The organism is Mesorhizobium sp. WSM4840, from assembly GCF_055811755.1.
Genome location: NZ_JBVVQD010000006.1, coordinates 117,447 through 138,094, shown reverse-complemented (window position 1 = coordinate 138,094; position 20,648 = coordinate 117,447). Strand labels below are relative to the sequence as shown.

Here is a 20,648-nt window from a genome sequence, read left to right as displayed (position 1 = left end):
GGAAGACATGCAGAATTTCAGCTTCGAGGCTGCAGAACGCGAGAACCTGCGCCAGGCCGGCGGTGCGCGTCGCCCCGAACGGGTCACCAGCAGGCACAACAACAAGGCTGAGGTGGCCTGATCGTGGACCATGTCGACTGCATCGTCGCCGGCGCCGGCGTCATTGGCCTCGCGATCGCGCGAGAGATGGCACGGCGTGGCATGGATACCCTGATCCTCGAGGCCGAGAACGCCATCGGCACCGGGACCAGTTCGCGCAATTCCGAGGTCATCCATGCCGGCATCTACTATCCGGCCGGATCGCTGAAGGCCCGGCTCTGCGTGCCAGGCCGGGAAAAGCTCTACCGTTATTGCCAGGAGCGGGCGGTGCCGCATGCGCGCTGCGGCAAGCTCATCGTCGCCACGGATGCCGAACAGGAGCCGGTGCTCGCTTCCATCCTGGCCAACGCCTCTGCTTGCGGCGCGGGCGATTTGACGCCCTTGACCGCAGCAGAGGCGCGCAGGCTGGAGCCCAAGCTGCGGTGCACGGCGGCCCTTTTGTCTCCCGCCACCGGCATCATCGACAGCCATGCCCTGATGCTCGCGCTGCTGGGCGACGCCGAGGAGCACGGGGCGGCGCTCAGTCTCAACACCCGCATCGTCTGCGGCCGCATCGAGGGCGGGCGCATCGCGCTCGACACGGTCGACAGCACAAGCGGCGAGCGCTTTGAAATCGCCACCGCGCGCTTCATCAACGCCGCCGGGCTTGGCGCCACAGCACTTGCCAGCTCGCTTGACGGGCTCGACCCGCAATTCGTGCCAGATCTTCGCTATGCCAAGGGCAATTATTTTTCGGTCGCCGGCCGGGCGCCGTTCTCGCGGCTGGTCTATCCCGTGCCCGAACCCGGCGGGCTCGGCGTCCATCTGACGCTCGACCTCGACGGCGTCGCCCGCTTCGGGCCTGACGTCGAATGGACCGAGACACTCGACTATCGCGTCGATCCAACGCGTGGCGAGCGCTTCTACGACGAGATCCGCAAATACTGGCCGGACCTGGCCGATGGCAGCCTGCAGCCGGCCTATAGCGGCATCCGGCCGAAGCTCTCCGGTCCTGGCGAAGCCAATGCCGACTTTGTCATCCAGGACGCGCCGGTGCATGGCACGGAGGGCCTGGTCAATCTGTTCGGCATCGAGAGCCCCGGCCTGACCTCAAGCCTGGCGATCGCCGACCATGTCGCGCAGCGCCTCGCGCCGAAGGCCAGCTAGCCGAGGGCGATCCGCGCGAGCGCACCCGTAAGCCATCCGTAAGCCGGGGTCGCGGAACCTGGATCCGACGATCAACGGGACCATCGATATGAAGAACCGTTTCGAAGCCATGCCGAACCCAAGCTGCCGGTTCGAGATCTGGGACAATGAGACCGGCGAGCCCGTGGTCCATCACGATCGGCTGCTCACCTTCGCCTCGGCGAAGTCGGCGGCAAGGATCGCCGACTTCCTCAACGGCAGCAGCAGCCATCGGCGCCGCGCCGGCGCCGCCGAATGGCGCGTTGCGGCCCGCGATGTCGGCTGGGGAGGATGATCGCCAGGCTGCTCCACCTGGCGATCGGCATGGCGGAGCTTCGGCGGCTCGTCTTCCAACGAAACTTGGCGCAGGATCGAACGCTTTGGTACCGAGCGTCGGAGGAGTCTCGCCATGACCGATGAACCAAGCCGTGCACTGGCGCGTGATCCCCAGGATTTGGAGCGCCTGCTGATCTCCCGGCAGTGGGCGGGAGACATCGACGGCATGGCCGCGCTTTTTGAGCCGCATGCCGTCGTCGACAGCGGTGAAGGCCGACTGACGCGTGGCCGCGAAGCGATCCGGGCACTCTTCGCCGACATCACCGCAACGGGCCGAAAATTTGCTGCCGGAACTCAGGCACCGGCAGTTATCAGCGGAGACTTGGCACTCACGTCAACCCGTCTTCCCGATGGCACCGTAACCGCCGAGGTCGCCCGCCGCCAAGGCGACGGGACATGGCTGTGGGTCATCGATCGATTCTCCGTTGCGTAGCGCCGGCCCGGATGACCTCGGAAATCGATTTTCGCTGGGAATCATGCGCAAAACCAAATGCTCGCGCGTCCGGGCGTGCGGCCCTGTAGCGCAAAGGAGTGACTCCAGTACGGTTGTGGATTCGAAGTTTCCTGAACGCCGATGCCGTCGATCGAGCAGGAACCTCAAATCTGGTTATGATGCATCAGTGCGCCGTCTGCGAATGGTCGCCGCCCGGCTGCGAAATGCCGCCCAGCGCTTCGCCGGCCCAGGCCGGCTCGCCATTCGTAGCGAGATCGCCGAGCGAGACAATGCCAACCAACCGTCGGTCGCGGCTGATCACCGGCATTCGCCGCAGTTTGAGATCGCGCATATTCTGAAGGACATCGCCGACTTCCTGGTCGTCAAAGCAGCATTGTACCTCCGCGCTCATCACGTCCCTGATCTTGGCATCGGGACCTCTGCCCTCCGCGATGCCACGGACGGCAATGTCGCGGTCCGTGATCATGCCGACCAGCCGGTCATTCTCACCGACGGGCAGAACACCGGCGTCAAGATCGGCCATGGCTCGTGCGGCATCCCGCAGGGACTGGTCCGGACTGGCGACCTGAACATTCCGTGTCATGCACTCGCTGATTCTCATAGCTTTCTCCTCGAGGTGCAGCGCCCCGCCGATCCTGTGATGAAGGTGTGATCAGGGGAGAATGAACGCCTTTAGAAATTGTTCCATTTTTCGACCACGCGCAGCGGGCACGCGCGACGGGATAGCTCTGCGACGGGCCTTATCCGTGACGGACCGGGAACCATAATCCGGCACGATGGTTGTGTGATCACCGAGTGATCCTCCCCGAGCAAAACGGAAAACGGAAGGAACGATCATGCGCATGTTGACGACAATTGCCGCCCTTTCGGGATTGGCCCTGGCGCAGCCGATCCACGCGCAATCCACCGACCCGCAGCTTCCCCAAATCGCACCCCCGGCTCCGGAAGCCCTGCCCGATCCAAGCTTGCCTAACCAAACGCCTGACCAGGCCCTGCCTGACCAAGCCCTGCCGGATCAAGGTTTCACCGACCAGAATTTTACTGGCATTGCGATTGTCGCCCTGGAGGATTTGCCGCCGGAACTCAAGACACAAGCCGAGGCCGTGATCACCCAGACCAGCGTTGAAGATCTGCTTACCCTGCAGAGCTCGATCGATGCGTCGCCGCAGGCAGCAACGGCGCTGGCGGCGAGCGGACTGGATTCCTCGCAGGTTGTTGCCGCCAACATCGATGGCGACGGCATGCTGACGCTGATCATCCAGACAACCACCTGATCGGCGATCCGGGCGTGGCGGACCGGACCACCCGGCTTCGGCCCTGAAAACCCGGTACAGCGGAGCAGCGTCATGGCCGAAGCCGCAGTTCGCAAGTTCACCCTCAACTTCGGGCCGCAGCATCCCTCTGCTCACGGCGTCCTGCGGCTGGTGCTGGAACTGGACGGCGAGATCGTCGACCGCGCCGATCCTCATATCGGCCTGCTCCACCGCGGCACGGAAAAACTCATCGAGTACAAGAACTATCTGCAGGCCCTGCCCTATTTCGACCGGCTCGACTACGTCGCGCCAATGAACCAGGAGCATGCGTTCTGCCTCGCCGCCGAGAAGCTGCTCGAAATATCGGTCCCGAAGCGCGGACAGCTCATCCGTGTTCTCTTTTGCGAAATCGGCCGGCTCTTGTCGCATCTCCTCAACGTCACGACACAGGCCATGGATATCGGCGCGCTGACGCCACCGCTCTGGGGTTTTGCCGAGCGCGAGAAGCTGATGGTGTTCTACGAGCGCGCCTCCGGCGCCCGCATGCATGCGAATTATTTCAGGATCGGCGGCGTGCACCAGGATCTGCCTCCGAAGCTCCTGGACGATATCTGGAATTTCTGCGATCCGTTCCTCAAGGTCTGCGGCAATCTCGATGAATTGCTCACCGGCAACCGCATCTTCAAGCAGCGCAATGTCGATGTCGGCGTTATCGGCCTCGATGACGCCTGGGCCTGGGGCTTCTCCGGCCCCATGGTGCGCGGGTCGGGCGCACCGTGGGATTTGCGCAAGGCGCAGCCATATGAATGCTACCCGGAGATGGACTTCGACATTCCCATCGGCAAGAACGGCGACTGCTATGACCGCTACCTCGTCCGCATGGAGGAAATGCGCCAGTCGGTGCGGATCATGAAGCAATGCCTGGAGAAATTGCGATCGCCGGAAGGCCAGGGGCCGGTGGCAATTCCGAACCACAAGATCACGCCGCCGCCGCGGGCGACGATGAAACGCTCGATGGAAGCGACGATCCACCATTTCAAACTCTACACGGAGGGCGTTCGCGTGCCCGCCGGAGAGGTTTACGCAGCCGTGGAGGCGCCGAAGGGCGAGTTCGGCGTCTATCTGGTTTCAAATGGCAGCAATACTCCCTATCGATGCAAGATCCGCGCGCCGTCCTTTGCTCATCTGCAGGCGATGGATTTTCTGTCGCGCGGGCACATGATCGCCGATGTCGCCGCGATCATCGGGTCGCTCGATATCGTGTTCGGCGAGATCGATCGCTAGCGCATTTTGCAGCCAAGTGGAATTCTTGGCTTCGCAGAAATGCGGCTAAAGCAAACAGATAGAGCGGGATGCCTGGTTCAACTTAAACGTGTCCCGCTCTAACCACGCGCAGGGTGTTTCAGATTTCGAGCAAAGCGTAGGGACGGCCGGTCGGCTTCGCCACGTGCATGGCGACGTTGTAGACCGGGGCGCCGCCGGGCGTGCGACCTTCGTAGACGCCGCGATGCGCGTGGCCATGCACCACGGCGCTGACCTTGAACCGATCGATCGTCTCCGCCAGCCGCGACGAGCCCAGGAACGGAAAAATCTCCAATGGCTCGCCGGCGACCGTCTCGACCACCGGAGCGTAGTGCAGGACGACAACCGTACGATTGGTGCGAACCTGCCGCATTGCGTTTTCGAGCCGCATCGACTCGCTGACGCTTTCGGCGACCATCGCCTTGATCGCCGGCTCGCCGAAGGAGCCGAGCATGCGCGATCCAAAACCGCCAATAAAACCCTTCACGCCGACAAAGCCGACCTCCTTGATTTCCGTCGTCTGGCCGTCAAGAAGATGGACGCCCGCCTGCCGAAGAATGTGGGCGACGTCCTCGACCGCGCCGGATTCATAGTCATGGTTGCCGAGCACGGCGACGACCGGGATGGAGCAGGCGCGCAAATCCTCTGCAAGGATTTCGGCCTCTCGGGGCTTGCCGAGATTGGTGAGGTCGCCAGTGAGCACGAGGACGTCCGCTTCGCGCGAGACCTCGCCGAAGAGATCACGGCAGGAGGCCTGCCCGTCTTCCCGCACATGCAGGTCGCCGACGGCCGCAATCTTGACTGTGCGGTTTCTCTCGGTCCTTGCCGTGGCAGTTCCGCCCTTCTCAGCCATCACGAAATTCTCCTGTTCCGCCGACGCCGGCAAAGCCCCATTCCTTGACGTCGATCTCGTAGTCGGTCGGCGAAAGCAGGCGCCCGCGGCAGATCTTCATTCGGGGAGTAGGCAACTCCCTCTGCTTGGCGAGCCGGTCAAGCAATTCGTCCAGCAGCCAGGTGGGAATGTGATCGCGCTCGCTCGGATAGATCCATCGAAAATTCAGAAGCTGCATCAACAGCACCTCCCAGTGAACTTCGAGGTAGGAAAGCAGCCGGTGCCAATCGATCTGATCCTGCGCCTTGAGGATGGTATGAGCGATGTCGGCGCCGTCGTGGCGGCGTCTGTCCTGGATGAAGCATTTGGACCAGATAAGCTCGGTCGGACCTACGATCCGCACCTGACTGCCCAGCAGCTCGATCTGCCGTGCATGCTCCAGCCACTGGTCGCCGACCGGCATGGTGCCGTTTGCCGATGCGAATATGACGTCAAAAAAATGCGTGCTTTTGAAGACCTTTCCAAGCCATCGGTCGTCCACGATCTCGACCGCATAGCCGGCTTGCTTGAAATGGGCGAGGATGCGGGCGTAGTCGCCGGCCTTGCAGAAGATGTCGAGGTCTTTGGTCTGGCGCGTGACGCCCGTATAGGCACTCACCGCGTAGGTGCCGGCGACAAGAAAGGGGATGTCCGTCGCGGCAAGTTCGCGGATCGCCTCTGTATAAAAGACCTCGGCCTCGGCGTGCTGAAGCGTCGGCGCCGCTTTTGGATCGATCGTCGGAACGGATGCCGGGATGGCGCCTCCCGTTGGAGAATCGTTGGTCATGAAATCGTGGCTCCGAAGCCCAGCAACCTGCAGCTGTCCGTCCTTAACAAAGCCGCCGCCGCATGGTTCCGTCGACGAGATCATGCAGCCGGACGTCTCCATCGGGCTGCCGGGCAGCCGAATTCGTTAAAAATGTGATGGCGGAGCCTTTTTCGCCGCTGGTGAGTTGAAGGTGTGAGAAAACCAGCAGCACGGAGGTGACCATGGAGGACGAGCGCAAGGCGGTACGCGTCAGGCTCAATGGAAGGGTGCAAGGCGTCTCTTTTCGCGTTTGGACACGCACCGAGGCCGAGAGGCTCGGTCTGTCCGGGTGGGTTCGCAACGAGGATGACGGATCGGTAACGGCACTGATCGTCGGAGCCGAGGGCGCGGTTTCGACGATGATGAACCGGTTGTGGAAAGGGCCGACCGGGGCGTCGGTCTCCGGCGTGACATCCCAAGACGTCGATCCCGGCCAGGCGCCGAACGGATTCAGGATCATCGGCTAGCAAGCGGATACCGGCTTTTGGAAAAGCCGATGCTCAACCAAAAGCCAGGCCTCCGCGACGCTTGCCTTGCGCCGCCGGGAACAATCGACAGCCAGCGCCGTTTGGACCAATCAGCCATGATTACGGGCGGCCATGACAAACGATGACGGGATTCGGCCAATGGACGTCACCCGAGCAGACGGCTTTCCGCCCAGTTTCGGCGAAGAAAGCTTCTCGGTTCGGCTTTCGGACTGCCGACTACAACTCGATGTATGCTCTTGCACTAGCCACTGACTACGACGGCACACTCGCGGAAAACGGGGTCGTTTCCGATGCGACCCGTGCCGCGCTTGAGCGGCTGAAGGAAACCGGCCGCAAGTTGATAATGGTCACCGGTCGCGAGCTTGCCGACCTCGAAAGCGTTTTCCCGGAGCTTGGCATTTTCGACAAAGTCGTCGCCGAAAACGGCGCGCTCGTCTACACGCCGGCTTCGAAGGAGGAGCGCATCCTGGCGCCTGCGCCTCCGGCGGAATTCGTCGACAGGCTGATGATGCGCAAGATCGCCCCCCTGTCGATTGGACGTTCCGTCGTCGCCACCAGGGAGCCCAACGAGACCATCGTGCTGGAAGTGATCAAGGACCTTGGCCTGGAGCTGGAGATCATCTTCAACAAGGGTGCCGTCATGGTGCTGCCGAGCGGGGTCAACAAGGCGACCGGTCTTGCGGCTGCCCTTGAGGATCTGGAATTGTCCGCCCACAATGTCGTCGGCATCGGCGATGCGGAGAACGACCATGCCTTTCTGCGCGCCGTCGGCTTCGGAGTTGCAGTCGCCAATGCACTGCCGAAGGTAAGGGAGACGGCGGGCCACGTGACGAATGGTGCCCGCGGCGCGGGCGTGAGGGAGTTGATCGAGGGCCTCATCTCGCATGACGCCGCCTTGCTCGACACGGCGCGGCAACGCATCGAGATTGGCGCGGACGACGGATCGGGCGCGGTGATGCACCTTTCACCGCGCGGCGGCGGCGTGCTGCTGGCCGGCACGTCGGGGATCGGAAAATCCACCCTCGCCACTGCCCTGACCGAGCGCTTCGTCGAGCAAGGCTTCCAATTTTGCGTGCTCGACCCTGAGGGCGACTACGAGGACCTGGAGGACGTGCTGGTGGTTGGCGACGCCAAAAGCCCGCCGAGCTCGCGCGAAATCTTCGACCTCTTGTCGAAGCCGTCCAACAATGTCGCCGTCAACATGCTCGGGATCAAGACCGCGGAGCGGCCAAACGCCTTCGCCAAGCTGCTGCCGGAGCTTGCCGCGCTTCGCGCCCGCACCGGACGCCCGCACTGGCTGATCATCGACGAGGCACACCACCTGTTGCCGCACGCGCGCGATGGCACATCCTTTGCGCTTCCAAAAAGCCTTTCGGCGACCATTCTGGTCACAGTACATCCCGATCTGGTTTCGCGGGATGTGCTGGCAGGTGTCGACACGGTGCTGGCTCTTGGCCCGGAAGCCGACAAGGTTGTTGAAAGCTTCTGTGCAGCAATTGGCGAGGGCGTACCGCCGGGCGTCGTGCCGCCACCGGAAAACAAGGTCTTGTATTGGAACCGGTCGACAGCCGATCCCGCAAGACCGATCTCGGTCGAGCGTCCCCGGCAGGAACGCAAGCGCCATATTCGGAAATATGCCGAGGGCGATCTTGGCGACAACAGTTTCTATTTCCGCGGCGCGGACGGCAAGCTCAACCTGAAAGCGCAAAATCTCATGATGTTCCTCCATATCGCCGAGGGGATCGACGACCGCACCTGGGAGCATCACTTGCGCGCGGGCGACTATTCGGCCTGGTTCCGCGACCAGGTCAAGGACCAGGGACTTGCGGAGGAAGCGGCTGTCATCGAGGATGACGATAGTCTCGATCCGCATAGAAGCCGCGCCGCCATCGCGGAAGCGGTCCATCGCCGCTACACCGCGCCCGCCGACTGAAATCCGCCCATGCCCTGTGGTATCGAGGCCGATTGTATCGAGCTTCGCCGATGGCGGATCGCCGCCGAACGGCATATCCGCACATCAACGACCACTGATGCGAGGCGTGGAAATCGCTTCGCCGCCTCCATCAACTGAACATGCCGGCCCCTAGCGTGAATGCCGGTAGCTTCAATGCCCGTAGCGTCAATGCTAGCGTCAATGCATGAATGTTCCTCGCAGCCAGGCGAAGAAGCCGAACCTCTCGGACATTGCCGCACGGACGCGGGAGGCAGCCCATCGCGCTCGTATCGTGGCGCCGACATGGCAATGGCAGACGATTTCGTGCAACTGCCAGTCGGTCAGTTCGAAGAAGCGCCTGGCTTCACCGTAGGTGTCGTCTCTCAAGCCTTGTGCGCGAAAGATCGGGTCCTCGAAGGCAACCGTGAGAGGCGAGTCGTTATAACGCATCTTTTCGCGTATCTCAGGGGACTTGTATTCGGTGCCCGTCAACGCTTCGAGACGCCGATCGGGATTTTTCTCCAGCAGTTTCGCCCAACGTTCGAGACGCTGGCTTCGGGTCGCTACTAGGTCTGTTGCTTCAGCCTGAACGTCGGCAACGGTATGCAGTTGGTCAAGTGTTTGGTGCTTCACGGCCGCCTCCTATTCAACAGGTGAGTTCGTCCCACCCTGAAATGGAAATTATGGCGGTACACGACGCCGACAAGGCCCTCATGCGCGTACCATTCGATCACTTTTCTGACGGCGCCGTCCTGCCACGAGTGCCTGACGCCTGCGGGATCATCGGAGGTTGCCATCGGAACCATAGGCACACGTGGTCGTTCTGCGTGCACCAGCCCGTAGAGCGAAATCGGTCGAAACGGGTGGCGTTAGAATCCCGGCCGACGTCGGTGACCCGCCAAGGCAGAGTGCAGCGAGGAAGGAAATCGCACCATGGCCATTCTTCCCACTCCCGAACCAACCCCCACTCCGGCGCCCACGCCACCGCCGCTTCCTGAACCGAAGCCGGTGCGTGAGCCGGACCCGGACAGACTTCCCGACGAAGCTCCCGTCCCCAATCCGGATGAAAATGATGCGCCGCTGAAAATCGGTCCTAAAAGATCCGATCCCGGCATTTGACGGAGCGGATTGGTGTGAAGCGATCGGCGGGACGCTCGCTCTAGATCGCCCAATTCTTCATGGAGGCCGGTGTCGGCGCATTGCGCGGCCATCGAGCGCGTGGCGCTCGGGCGGCGTGGAATGATGATGGAATGATGCTCACCGTCGCAGGCATCAGATCGAGCGCTGCGGCGAAGCGAACTCGGAGGCCTGCCTTAGATGCTGGCGCAGCAGCGCCTCGGCCCATTCGATCTCGCCCGCTTCGACAGCATCGAGGATGGCCAGATGTTCCCGGCATGACTGCTCGATGCGTTCCGCCGGCAGTTCCTCGAAACCTGCCGATTCCTGCAACCGGCGCAGATTGTTCTGCTGGCGCACCGCATCCGCCAGGAACCGGTTGCCGGAACAGGCCGCAAGCCCTTCGTGAAAGGATGCGTTGATCCGGAGAACGGCAGGCTCATCCACGGCCAGAACTGGGATTTGCAAGGATCGGGATTTGCTTGCCGCCGTTCTTGCGTGCGCGCGAGCCACGCATACGACGGTGATCGCATCGTGCGATGTGGCTGCCGGGACCACCGAGTTCGATGGCACCTGGCTTCTTGATGGTGAATGGTCATCGAGAGACAATCCATGAGAGCGGTCCCGACTATGACCGTCCGGTCAATTCGCGTCCCGTGCGAGGCCACTAGCACGTACCCGCGTCCTTGATACACCGGATTCATCCCCTAGTTACCTCCCGTGGGCGCCTTAGTCGCGAGTTTGCCTGGGGGCGGCGGCGGTTGCGCCGTCCTGACTGCATGCCGCGGAAAGACGGTTCGACCGACGCACTTTATGGAGGTGGTCGTGCGTCAATCCCCTGAATCCAGCTGGGCATATGTCGCATTCGTTTGCTCGATCGCGGTAGCTTGCGCAGGAGCTGCCGCCGGCGGCGAGCGCGGCGGAGGCAATAGCGGTGGCAACCATGGTGGCGGAGACAATAGCGCTGGCAGCCATCACGGTGAAGGCCGCAAAGGCGGCGCGCACAAAGGACCTGGCGGCTCCAGCAGTAGGTCACCGGTGGACGACGATGGGACCAGCACCGCTGCAACGGCAGCAGTTGCGGCAACTACGGCCGCCACTGCCGTCAGTGTCGCCCGGTCCGCAGGAGCCGGACGGTCGCTCGACCTCCCGGCCAGCCTCCAGCCTCCCAGCGACATCAACAGTCCATCGACGGTTAGTCCAATCAAAGCGCTGCCGGGCGTCCCGGATGAAATCGTTCGCGCCTGCCATGATGCAATCGAGTCGGCCGCCGCCCCGTTTGGCGCGACCAGTGTGCGCGTCAGCAGCGCAGGTTCCATACGTCGGTTGAGCCCGGATACGATCTCGGCTCCCGTTGAGGTCAGCATCGACTATGGACGGCAAGGCAAGGTGGAGACGCGCCAGGCGCCGATCAAATGCGAATTGAACGCTACAGGCAGCGTGATCGGGCTGACATAGCGTATCGCGCAGAACTCCTCGCCGACGAGAGCAGGATGAATTCGAACGGGTGAATCATCCGCGGCGTCGTGAGAGGGTGCGACTGCAATGCCTCCCAAAGGCCCTGGGCCTTCGATAGGAGGACCGCACAGTCGTTTTGGAAATCACTCCAACGTCGCTTGTCTTGGCCTGAGGGGATAGGGAAGTATGAGAGAACGCACCCGGGCAATCCGCGCCGGGGCGCGAATCTTGCTGCGTGCAGTCTTCTGGCTGACAGCCTTCAACCCGCCGGCAGCGGCTGCCGCGCGGCCAGCGCGCGGCTTCAGCGGCGGCTCAATCTGGGCGCTGCGACGCTCAGCCCTGAGCCTGTCATTGTCCGCGCGCGCGGCGGCCAGGTCGCGGGCAAGAGAAACAGTGACTTCACGTTGCTTGTCCAGAGCCTCCTTCAGCCTGGCGACCCCTACCAAAAGTGCTCGGGCGGCGTCGCGTTCGAGGCGAGCTTTATCGAGGTCCTCATGGGTCGAGACTGCCGCAGCGCGTTCTCGTGCCAGAGCCTGCGCCGTCTCGGTTGCAGTCTGCTCCACTCGTTTTCTCGCTGTGACTGCTCTGGCTCGTTCCTGCTCAGCCGCGTCGCGCTCGAGGCGAGTTTTTTTCAGCTCCTCTCGCGTCGAGACTGCTGCAGCGCGTTCTAACGCCAAAGCCTGCGCTGTCTCGGTTGCAGTCTGCTCGGCACGCTTTCTCGCAGACACCGCTCTGGCTCGTTCCTGTTCAGCCGCGTCGCGCTCGAGGCGAGCTTTTTTCAGCTCCTCATGAATCGACGCTGCTGCAGCGCGTTCTCGAGCCAGCGCGCCCTCCGTCTCGGCTGCGGTCTGCTCCACTCGTTCTCTCGCTGTGACTGCACCGGTCCGTCCCTGCTCAGCCGCGTAAGCGCGCTCCATGAGCGCGGCATTGGACCGTTTCACTTCGGCGAGGTCGCCATGAAGGTCCTCTGATTTCCGGCGTTCGTCGTCGAGCATTCCGCTCGCTTGCGCCAGCGAAGCCTTGGCCTTGGCGCGATCCTCGGCGGCCTCGGCCTGAAGCTGTTCAATTTGCGCCTGCGCTCGCGATAGATCGCGCGCCACCCATCCGGCTCGCTGACGCTCCAGATGAGCAGCGGGCATCTCCGTAAAGACATAGTTGGTGGCCTCGCGCAGCATCGTGCGGGTATCTCCCGCAATGCGCCGCAATGCGTCAACTGTGCGGGCTGCCGCGAGCTCGTTGCGCAATTGCTCCTGGCGTACGCTATCGGCGGCTGCCATGCTTGTCCTCAGCGCGTCGATCTCCTTGCGCGACTCGAGCAGCGCTCGCTGCAGAGCGGCGCTCCTGGCGCGCTCGCCTTCCGCCGCCTGGTGCTCCTGGCCGGCCAATTCCCTCGCTGCGGCTGCCTGAGCAGCAGCTGCTCCGACTTGCGCCCGGGCAGCCGTGAGATCCGGGCTGAGCAATTCGACACTCGTGCGCTCGTCTCCCTGGGCTGGCCCACGCACATCTAATGCAGCACTCGCCGGAAGCTCGATGGGTCGCGAAAGGTCCGGATTGGCGTTGCCCTGGACCCGCGAAATGGCGGGGGCGCTTTCGACCCAGTTTTGTCTCGTCATCGCATAGCTAAGCGGCACGGCCAGACAGATTGCGGCGACGCCAAAGCGGGGCACAAGACCGATCGGCCTGCGAACGCGAGGAGGTGAGGCCGTCGCTGTGGTGGGGTCGGGATCCTCCGCGAGGGCGAGTTGCGTCGGCATACGGCTCAGAGCCGTCAATACTGGACTAGTTAGGGCGGCAAGATTAGCCGCCACCTGCCTCTGAACATAGCCAGCGATTTCTCTGATCGATGTCGCAAGTCGGCCGGATTGCGCTATGGTCGTCGCGGAAGCGAAAGCGTTGGTCTCGGTCACAGACGAGCTCTCGCAAGCTTCGGAGATTACGTCGAAATACTCGATTCGCACCCCGAACCGAAGGCAATCGGCATCCTGATGCCGAATATCCAGGTTTACGGTGTCTGAGGGCACCGCAACCTGAGAGGAACAAGCAGGCTCGGTTGCAAGGTCGACCGGGCTTTCCCAATCCCAAGATGCCTCTTCGGGGGGATCAGATCCGCCTTCGCTCACATCTGATTTGAGGCAACGCCGTTGCAGCGCGATAAGGATACGCCGGAGCACAAGATAGAGGCCCACCGAGGCAAATGCTGCTATCCCGCCCAGGATGGCGAGATCTGCGTCGTTTGCGTAAATTTCGGCAAGAGGATTTGACATTGCCGTGCCTGTGCGGTCTTGGGGGTATTCTCAAGTTCGTGAAGCGGTGTTTGGCCCCTCGTCTTGGTGCTGACTAAAGCCTTTGATCGCTTTCGAAGCTGTCACTTGCTCCGAGCAGTGTCCCTCCGACACTTGCTTCGAGATCCCTCCAGTGCTCGAATTGTTGTTGCATGACGGAGCGCCTGTCGCGCGCTGATAGACATGCCGGCGCAGATGACTTTTGTTTGAATCGAAACCTGAAGATGCCGTGGCCGCCGATTATCGCCCGCCAAGGGCACACAGGCTCTGAAAGCCGACTTGCACCTCTGCATCTCAACGTCCCGAAAGTTCTCCCACGGTGCGTACCATTCCGCCATTTCCGGTTCTGGACGGTCCGCCTGAGCTTTAAGCTAGTCACAAAGCTAGGTCACGGACCTCCACGGTCAACCGTCACCTCATACTAAACGTCAATAGCACTTCGGCCATGCCCAACGGCCATTGCTGCTCGGATCGCTGTCGAACGACCGCTCCTGGCGCACACGCGCCGTCGGAGAGCAGTTTAGGTCTCCTTCCTGCCCTGAGCGGCTTTACGGCCCCGGAACCAAGCGTCAGGTTTCACCACCAGGTAGCTCAAACGAATGATCGGAGGCAACACGCCTCCGATCCTTCGAGCGACAGACAATCGCCAGCTCCTATTCGCTTTTCCAGACACCCCATACGCGGGGGTTTGCCGCCGGCCATACCGAACAGCCCTTCACCTTCGGCGACACCGCGTCGACGGATGGCTCGTAATAGAGGCCAAGGATCGGCACATGCTTTGCCATGAGGGCATGGAGCTGCTTGAACAGCGCCTTGCGTTGAGCGGGGTCGGTCGTGGCCATCGACTTCGCGTAGAGGTCGAGCGCCTCCTTGCTGTCCCACTGCGCAGTCGGATCGGTCGCCTTGTCGCCGAGGATGACGCCATCCATCAGCGATGGATCGAGACGAGCCGAATAGCCGAAGGACTGGATCTGGAATTTGCCGGCAAGGTAATTATCGAGTTGTGCCGCCCAATCCAGCACTTCGAGCTGGGCATTGAAGCCCGCGGCCGTCAGCATCGCCTGCAGCAGCACGGCGTTCTCATACATGTCCTGGTAACGCGTGTTGGTCTGGATCTTGATCGGCTCGCCCTTGTAGCCGGCCCTCGTCCAGCAGTGCCTTGGCTTTGACCGGGTCGTGTTCCGGCCATTTGAGGAATTCGTCGTCGAAGAACGAGCTCGCCTGGGCGACGGCCGAGGGATCTCCCGTGGCGACACCGTTGGTGCGGGCGACGGCGATCTGGTTGATGTCGGTGGCATGCGCCAGCGCCTCGCGCATCTTGGCGTGCGACAGCAGCGGATCCTTGGTCTGCAGCAGGATCGCCGTCCACGACAGGCCTTGCGTCGACAGCACCGTCATGCCCCGCGACTTGGCTTCCTCGACACGCGATAATTCAAGATCGGGAAGGACGTCGAGCTCGCCGGCAAACAGCGCGGTCTCCGCTGCCGCCGTGTCGGGAATGACCATGAAGCGCACCTCGTCGACATAGGCCTCACGGCTCGCCTCGTTTAGGTCGCGCACGATAGCGGCGCGTGCGCATGGCCCATCTGGGCTTCGATCGCGGCGACGATCGCATCGGCGCCGTCAGCTCAACGTCGGTCGGGCGGCACGACAAACGACATCGTGATGCCGTGCAGGTTGACTCGATTGTCTGCTTGCCTAACTAGGATCTCGGGGCTCAGCGCAAATCACCACAGTCGGTGTATGATATCTTCCCGCATCCGAACGCTTGACCTTGTTGTTGTTGTCTTGGCCGGCAGTTCCATCGTGTCGTCTTGCGTCGCCCCTGACGACACGTCGAACCTCCCAAAGGAAGACGCCACAACGGCGGCAGCCCGCAAAGAGATGGTCGGTCTCAGCGAGGCGGACGTTCGAATGTGCGCCGGCTTTCCGACTGCCACCGCCGATGCGGGCGGAAGCCAGATCTGGACCTATCAGCGCACCGTTCAACGCGGCAACCTCAACGTCGTGATTCCAACTCTGGCCCTGGGTGCGATCCCGACGGTTGGAGGATCGCTCAATGTCGATCCCGGCGGCTATTGCAACACGCAAATCCGAATGGTCGATGGCCGTGTTGCCGAGGTTGCCTACGCCGGCGACAACAACACGCCGAACCACCGCGATGCGCTCTGCGTCAGCACGGTAGACGGCTGCGTGGTATATGCCCGCCAGCGCCATCAAGTCAGAACAGGAGCCATTTCCAGGTAATCGGGCTGGCTGGCGCAACCCAGGCCTGCACCGTTCGTTCCCATTTCAGGCAGACGTTCTATATTCCGAACAGTCGCCAGAGACCGACCGCACTCCCCGCCGATCAGCCATGCGAAGGCGGTCGCCCGGAACCGTTCTTGTGTTCGGGAGTACAGGGGGTCGGAAGGACAGGGATGGCAGACGATGATCATCACCCGCAGGACATTCGTGAAGGCTGCCGCCGCTTTCGGAGCGGCTCTGGTGTTGCCGGGAACCGCGCCCGGCGCGCCGCCTGCGCCGGTGATGCGCGCTGTCCCCTCCTCGGGAGAAATGCTTCCCGCTGTCGGCCTGGGCACCTGGATCACCTTCAATGTCGGCGACGATCCGGTGCTGCGCGACGAGTGCGCCGAGGTGATGGCGGCCTTCTTTGCGGAAGGCGGCCGCATGATCGATTCCTCGCCCATGTACGGCTCTTCGCAGCCCGTGATCGGCTATGGCCTCGAGAAGCTCGGCCGGCCCGAAGCGCTGTTTTCCGCCGACAAGGTCTGGACCTCCTCCGCCACCGACGGACCCGCGCAGATCGAGCAGTCGCGCCGCTTCTGGGGTGTGCCGCGCTTCGACCTCGTTCAGGTCCATAACCTCGTCGCCTGGGAGACGCATCTCGAAACCCTGTTCGCCATGAAGGCGGACGGGCGGATCCGCTATGTCGGCATCACGACGTCCGAAGGACGACGGCACGACCTGTTCGAACAAATCATGCGCGCGCATCCGCTCGACTTCGTGCAGTTCACATATAACGTCGTCGATCGCGAAGCGGAGGAACGGCTCCTGCCGCTGGCGGCCGAGCGCGAGATGGCCGTCATCGTCAACCGGCCGTTTCGCCAGGGCGCGCTGACGCGCCAGCTCCAAGGCGAGACGCTGCCGGCTTGGGCGGCCGAGATCGGTGCCGGGACCTGGGCGCAGTTCATTTTGAAGTTCATTCTTTCGCATCCCTCCGTCACCGTCGCCATCCCCGCCACCACCCGCGTCGACCATGTGCGCGAGAACGTGATGGCGGCGGCCGGTCCCCTCCCCGACGCATCTATGCGTGATCGCATGGCGGCCTACGTCCGGGACCTCTAGATGTCGGTGTGGTGGACCTACCGTCTGGAAGATTTCCTGCTCTTCTCGCCACGCGTCTACTGGCGCATGTTCGGGTTGGCCAATGCCGCGTTCTGGCCGCTGCATCTCCTGACGCTCGCCGCCGGCCTCGCCATCGTCCTGCTCGTGCTGCGGCGGCCGCCTGGCCATGGTCTCTGGATTGCGCTCGTCCTCGCCGCGCTCTTTGCCTTCGTCGGCTGGTCCTTCCTGTGGAGCCGCTATGCCGCGATCAACTGGGCGATCGCCTATGTCGCGCCGGCCTTCGGCCTGCAGGCGCTGCTGCTGGCGATCGGCGGTGCCGCACGCGGCGGCCTCGCCTTCGACCGGCGGGACATCGCAGGGCGGCTCGGGCTGCTGATCGCGGTCGTTGGCCTCGTCGTTTATCCCCTCCTGCCGCCGCTCTTCGGGCGGCCATGGTCGAGCGCCGAGGTCTTCGGCATCGCGCCGGACCCGACGGCGATCGTAGCGCTCGGCGTCCTGCTTGCAGCGAGCGGCGGGCTTGTGCCGCTGCTGTTTGCGATCCCGCTGCTGTGGCTGCTGCTCAGCGGCCTGACGCTTCATGCCATGGGCGATCCACAAGCCTGGCTGCCGCTTCTGGCAGCGGCCATCACTGTCGCTGCCTTGGCCCTGCGCCGCATTGCTCGGTGATGCGGCGGCGCGTTCGGCATTTGCCTCGTCGGCGCTCTCAGCGCGCCGCCCACACCAGGCCGCGACGAAATATTGTTCGCATCTGCGCCACCTCGAACTCCTTGGCGATATGGCCGAGCGCCGAATAGAACACTCTTCCCTTGCCGTGCCGGCGCTTCCAGACGACCGGCATGACCACGCCTTCTATCCAGGAGGCGTGCTCGCCGGAGAAGGTGGTGGTCGCCAGCACCTCGTTCGATGGGTCCACATGCATGTAGTACTGTTCGGAGCGGTACGAGAAATCATCGATGCCGTTCATGATCGGATCGTCGCGCCTGGTGATGTCAACCCGGTAGTCGATGATGTTGCCCGGGTGGGCCACCCACTGGCCGCCGCACATGAACTGGTATTCCGTGGCTTCACGAAAGGCATCGCACATGCCGCCGTGATAGCCGCCCAGGCCGACACCGCCCTCGACCGCCTTTGTCAGGTTGAGCTCCTCGTTCTTCGCAAGCTTGGCCATCGTGTAGATCGGGACGATCAGACTCAAATCGGCGATCGCGGGGTCGGCGAATATCTCGGTCGTGGTTTCGACGCGCACGCCAAACCCTTCTTCTTCGAGCATCGCCTTGACGACGCGCGCACCTTCTTCCGGCTCGTGTCCATCCCAGCCGCCCCATACGATCAACGCTTGCCGCATGTTCTTCTCCGTCAGTTGGTTGTATCGCCAAACGAGCCTTCGGCGGCAAGTGCGGCCGGCCGAACCGGTCAAGCAACCGGGCGCTTTGCTAGCAGCAGCCCACATCCAAGCATGATCATAGCGCCGCCCGAGCCTTCACGAAGCCGGCGAATGAGATGCGGACGGGACGCCGCGCCATCGCGAAGTCTTCCGGCTGCAAACGCCACGACAATATCGGCGAGCGTGTTAAGAGCAACCGAGACGGCGCCGAGGATCACGAACTGCAGGGCAACGTGATCCGACGATGTAACGACAAACTGGGGAATGAAGGCGAGGAAGAATGCGGCCGTCTTCGGGTTCATCGCTTCCACAAGAACGCCATCCCTGAAGGCCCGCATCGCGCCGACGGGCGGCTCTGAATGACCCAGCGACTTGTAGCCGAGCCTGGCATGGCGAATGGTTCGGTATCCCATCCAGACCAGATAGAGCGCGCCGACCACCTTGAGTGCCGTGAACAATTCGGCGCTTGCCAGCACGATCGCCGAGACGCCAAGACTGCCGGCTAAGACATGAAACAGCCCGCCGAGACCATTGCCAAGGCTCGAAGCGATTCCTTCAGAGCGGCCGCCGGAAAGAGTTCGGGCGGCGACATAGAAAATCCCCGGACCCGGAGTAATCGCCAGAAGGAATGCCGTGAACAGGTAGACGGTGAAAGCGTTGGAATTCAGCATGGAAATGTCCTGATGAAAGACTGTCTATCGAAGTTCAATACAAACTTTGGAACCAGTGGAGAAAACCGCATCGAGATGGTCGAGAGCGGCGGCGACGCGCTGCCGTGCCTGGTCCCTCAGTGGGAGGACGGGGCGTGGCGGATCGACGTCGCAGAGGTTCAGAAGCTTGGCGACGACGTACATCACCCTAAAACTGCCGAATTCCTGGAACAGCGCCCAAAGCGGTCCGAAGGCGGCGTCAAATCGCTCGACGGTGGCGGCGTCCCCGGATTGCGCCGCTCGCGTCAGGGCCAGAGCCTGTGACGGCAGAAGTCCTGCGACGACGGAATACCAGGCGTCGCTCCCGGCGAGCAGCGCAGGCGCCCCGCCCCAGTCGCCGCTGTAGCCGATCTTGAATGCCGACCCGGTCGCAGACCGGAGGGAGGCGAGTTCGGAAGCGAAGTCACATCCGGACGGCAAAGGCATCTTCACGGCTTCAATGTTCGCCACCTTCGACAAGCGGGAAATGAGGTCCAGGCTGAAAGTGAACTTGGTTGTGCCGGGATTGTTGTAGATGCAAAGCGGGAGCTGCCCCGCGTCGGCGACTGCGGCGAAGTGTTCGAAGACCTCGTCGTCAAAGAGCGGTGTATAGGAAACCGGAGCGAGCAGCAGGCCGTCGGCGCCCGCAGCCTTCGCGTCACGGGCAAGGTCCACCGCATCGCTGGTCCGGATCGCTCCGACGCCGACCATAACCGGGATTTTGCCGCCGACCGTGTCCATCGCCGTTTCGACCGCGCGTCGACGCTCTTCTCGCGTGAGGAAAGCGTAGGCGCCGGTACTGCCGAGCAGTCCGATGGAGTCCGCTCTCGCCTCCTCGATGTGCTTCAGAAGGCGCGCGAGGGCGGCGGTATCGAGCCTGCCGGAAGCGTCCGCCGGGGTGATCGGGAATGCCGAAAGGCCTTGGAAGATAGACATGAAAGAACCCTTCAGATGCGGGTCAGGAGAAGCTTCAGCCCGGCAAATCCGAAGAATACGGCCAGCGTGCCTTCGATCCAGTGCCGCGCCCGCCGATACAGGCGGATCATTGGAGCGGTCGAAAAGACGATCGCGTAGCCGCAGAAGATGGTGACGCTCAGGACCGCGCAGCCTGCGAGGATGACGAGTACCGTATACGGCGACGACCCAGAGCCGAGCCCCAGCGTCATCAGTGCGATCCATGCCAGGATCGATTTCGGATTGGTGAGGTGCATTAGCAGTCCGCGCTTGTAGAGAGTGGCCGCCGTCGCCTTCCGTTCGTTCGTCGGGCGAAGCTGATCCTGGTCTGAAGAAAGCGCAGCCTTGCCCGCTTTGAAGGCGAGATAGAGAAGATATAGGCCTCCGAGCACCTGCAGGACCAGGAGTGCCTGCGCGTATCGACTGAGGATCGCCGAGACACCTGTCGCCGCCATCAGGCCCCAAAAGATCGAGCCGCTGACTACGCCAGACGCGATTGCCAGCGCGGCCCTGCGGCCGTCGTTCATGGCGACGGCCATGATGCGCATATTGCTCGGGCCGGGACTACCGGCAGCGATGACGTATGCGGTAAAGACGATGATGAATTGGTGGATTTCGGCCAGCATTTTACTTCTTCGGGAGGTGCAAACTGGCGTCATCAATACCAGTACAACTGGCCCTGACATAGAACCAGTTTTGGATAAAAATT

General features: G+C 62.6%; 23 protein-coding genes. 11 read left to right on the top strand and 12 right to left on the bottom strand.

The features are described from left to right. Positions 1-123 precede the first annotated feature (123 nt). The 3 genes from AC0L3I_RS11055 (at position 124) to AC0L3I_RS11045 (ending at position 2,032) form a co-directional block, all read left to right on the top strand. The gene (locus AC0L3I_RS11055; protein WP_473526904.1) at positions 124-1,245 is read left to right on the top strand and encodes an NAD(P)/FAD-dependent oxidoreductase; all 1,122 of its coding nucleotides are present in this window, start codon (positions 124-126) and stop codon (positions 1,243-1,245) included. Between the two features lie 88 nt (positions 1,246-1,333). After that, a complete protein-coding gene (locus AC0L3I_RS11050) occupies positions 1,334-1,558 on the top strand; it encodes a hypothetical protein (RefSeq protein ID WP_123148078.1) in 225 nt (74 codons plus the stop codon). 114 nt (positions 1,559-1,672) lie between these two features. Continuing rightward, a complete protein-coding gene (locus tag AC0L3I_RS11045) occupies positions 1,673-2,032 on the top strand; it encodes a YybH family protein (RefSeq protein ID WP_473526903.1) in 360 nt (119 codons plus the stop codon). 184 nt (positions 2,033-2,216) lie between these two features. Here the strand turns inward: AC0L3I_RS11045 and AC0L3I_RS11040 are convergent, their stop codons facing one another. Then, positions 2,217-2,654, bottom strand: a complete 438-nt coding sequence (locus AC0L3I_RS11040) for a CBS domain-containing protein (protein ID WP_473485581.1) — start codon at positions 2,652-2,654, stop codon at positions 2,217-2,219. Between the two features lie 235 nt (positions 2,655-2,889). Between AC0L3I_RS11040 and AC0L3I_RS11035 the strand changes: the two genes are divergently transcribed. Next, positions 2,890-3,327, top strand: a complete 438-nt coding sequence (locus AC0L3I_RS11035) for a hypothetical protein (RefSeq protein ID WP_123148076.1) — start codon at positions 2,890-2,892, stop codon at positions 3,325-3,327. Positions 3,328-3,399: 72 nt separating this feature from the next. Next, positions 3,400-4,590: an NADH-quinone oxidoreductase subunit D gene (locus AC0L3I_RS11030; protein ID WP_473526902.1), complete on the top strand. Its 1,191-nt coding sequence runs from the start codon at positions 3,400-3,402 to the stop codon at positions 4,588-4,590. A gap of 118 nt (positions 4,591-4,708) precedes the next feature. On the opposite strand, the gene AC0L3I_RS11025 is transcribed toward AC0L3I_RS11030, so the two are convergent. Both AC0L3I_RS11025 and AC0L3I_RS11020 read right to left on the bottom strand, forming a co-directional pair. Next, positions 4,709-5,461, bottom strand: a complete 753-nt coding sequence (locus AC0L3I_RS11025; RefSeq protein ID WP_473526901.1) for a metallophosphoesterase family protein — start codon at positions 5,459-5,461, stop codon at positions 4,709-4,711. Then, entirely contained in the window at positions 5,454-6,266 is an 813-nt protein-coding gene (locus AC0L3I_RS11020; RefSeq protein ID WP_473526900.1) for a nucleotidyltransferase family protein, read from the bottom strand. Before AC0L3I_RS11020 ends, AC0L3I_RS11025 begins: the two co-directional genes overlap by 8 nt. A gap of 203 nt (positions 6,267-6,469) precedes the next feature. On the opposite strand from AC0L3I_RS11020, the gene AC0L3I_RS11015 reads away from it, so the two are divergent. Together AC0L3I_RS11015 and AC0L3I_RS11010 are read left to right on the top strand one after the other, a co-directional pair. Beyond that, positions 6,470-6,754 carry an acylphosphatase gene (locus tag AC0L3I_RS11015; RefSeq protein WP_473526899.1) on the top strand — a complete coding sequence of 95 codons (285 nt, stop codon included), beginning with the start codon at positions 6,470-6,472 and terminating at the stop codon, positions 6,752-6,754. 247 nt (positions 6,755-7,001) lie between these two features. After that, the gene (locus tag AC0L3I_RS11010; RefSeq protein WP_473527000.1) at positions 7,002-8,708 is read left to right on the top strand and encodes an HAD family hydrolase; all 1,707 of its coding nucleotides are present in this window, start codon (positions 7,002-7,004) and stop codon (positions 8,706-8,708) included. A gap of 198 nt (positions 8,709-8,906) precedes the next feature. On the opposite strand, the gene AC0L3I_RS11005 is transcribed toward AC0L3I_RS11010, so the two are convergent. Next, positions 8,907-9,341 (bottom strand): hypothetical protein, encoded by a 435-nt coding sequence (locus AC0L3I_RS11005; protein WP_473526898.1) that lies wholly within the window; start codon positions 9,339-9,341, stop codon positions 8,907-8,909. A gap of 300 nt (positions 9,342-9,641) precedes the next feature. On the opposite strand from AC0L3I_RS11005, the gene AC0L3I_RS11000 reads away from it, so the two are divergent. Then, positions 9,642-9,827, top strand: coding sequence for a hypothetical protein (locus AC0L3I_RS11000; RefSeq protein ID WP_473485574.1), 186 nt, complete (start codon positions 9,642-9,644; stop codon positions 9,825-9,827). A 153-nt stretch (positions 9,828-9,980) separates the two neighbouring features. On the opposite strand, the gene AC0L3I_RS10995 is transcribed toward AC0L3I_RS11000, so the two are convergent. From AC0L3I_RS10995 to AC0L3I_RS10980, 4 genes are all read right to left on the bottom strand, one after another. Further along, positions 9,981-10,292, bottom strand: a complete 312-nt coding sequence (locus AC0L3I_RS10995; protein WP_473526897.1) for an FCD domain-containing protein — start codon at positions 10,290-10,292, stop codon at positions 9,981-9,983. A 1,133-nt stretch (positions 10,293-11,425) separates the two neighbouring features. Beyond that, a complete protein-coding gene (locus tag AC0L3I_RS10990) occupies positions 11,426-12,895 on the bottom strand; it encodes a hypothetical protein (RefSeq protein WP_473526896.1) in 1,470 nt (489 codons plus the stop codon). A gap of 1,322 nt (positions 12,896-14,217) precedes the next feature. Further along, complete coding sequence (locus AC0L3I_RS10985; RefSeq protein WP_473485571.1) at positions 14,218-14,652, bottom strand: hypothetical protein; 435 nt, start codon at positions 14,650-14,652, stop codon at positions 14,218-14,220. Then, positions 14,645-15,124, bottom strand: coding sequence for an ABC transporter substrate-binding protein (locus tag AC0L3I_RS10980; protein WP_473526895.1), 480 nt, complete (start codon positions 15,122-15,124; stop codon positions 14,645-14,647). Before AC0L3I_RS10980 ends, AC0L3I_RS10985 begins: the two co-directional genes overlap by 8 nt. 246 nt (positions 15,125-15,370) lie before the next feature. Here AC0L3I_RS10980 and AC0L3I_RS10975 point away from each other — a divergent pair, with 246 nt between their 5' ends. From AC0L3I_RS10975 to AC0L3I_RS10965, 3 genes are all read left to right on the top strand, one after another. After that, the gene (locus AC0L3I_RS10975; protein WP_473526894.1) at positions 15,371-15,811 is read left to right on the top strand and encodes a hypothetical protein; all 441 of its coding nucleotides are present in this window, start codon (positions 15,371-15,373) and stop codon (positions 15,809-15,811) included. A gap of 183 nt (positions 15,812-15,994) precedes the next feature. After that, entirely contained in the window at positions 15,995-16,912 is a 918-nt protein-coding gene (locus tag AC0L3I_RS10970) for an aldo/keto reductase (protein WP_473526893.1), read from the top strand. Further along, positions 16,913-17,578 carry a DUF6064 family protein gene (locus tag AC0L3I_RS10965; RefSeq protein ID WP_473485567.1) on the top strand — a complete coding sequence of 222 codons (666 nt, stop codon included), beginning with the start codon at positions 16,913-16,915 and terminating at the stop codon, positions 17,576-17,578. A 37-nt stretch (positions 17,579-17,615) separates the two neighbouring features. Here AC0L3I_RS10965 and AC0L3I_RS10960 read toward each other — a convergent pair whose 3' ends face one another. From AC0L3I_RS10960 to AC0L3I_RS10945, 4 genes are all read right to left on the bottom strand, one after another. Next, entirely contained in the window at positions 17,616-18,257 is a 642-nt protein-coding gene (locus AC0L3I_RS10960; RefSeq protein ID WP_473526892.1) for a ThuA domain-containing protein, read from the bottom strand. A gap of 68 nt (positions 18,258-18,325) precedes the next feature. Continuing rightward, entirely contained in the window at positions 18,326-18,967 is a 642-nt protein-coding gene (locus AC0L3I_RS10955) for a LysE family translocator (protein ID WP_473526891.1), read from the bottom strand. Positions 18,968-18,991: 24 nt separating this feature from the next. Then, a complete protein-coding gene (locus AC0L3I_RS10950; protein WP_473526890.1) occupies positions 18,992-19,921 on the bottom strand; it encodes a dihydrodipicolinate synthase family protein in 930 nt (309 codons plus the stop codon). 11 nt (positions 19,922-19,932) lie between these two features. Then, positions 19,933-20,565, bottom strand: coding sequence for a LysE family translocator (locus AC0L3I_RS10945; RefSeq protein ID WP_473526889.1), 633 nt, complete (start codon positions 20,563-20,565; stop codon positions 19,933-19,935). Positions 20,566-20,648: the final 83 nt, after the last annotated feature.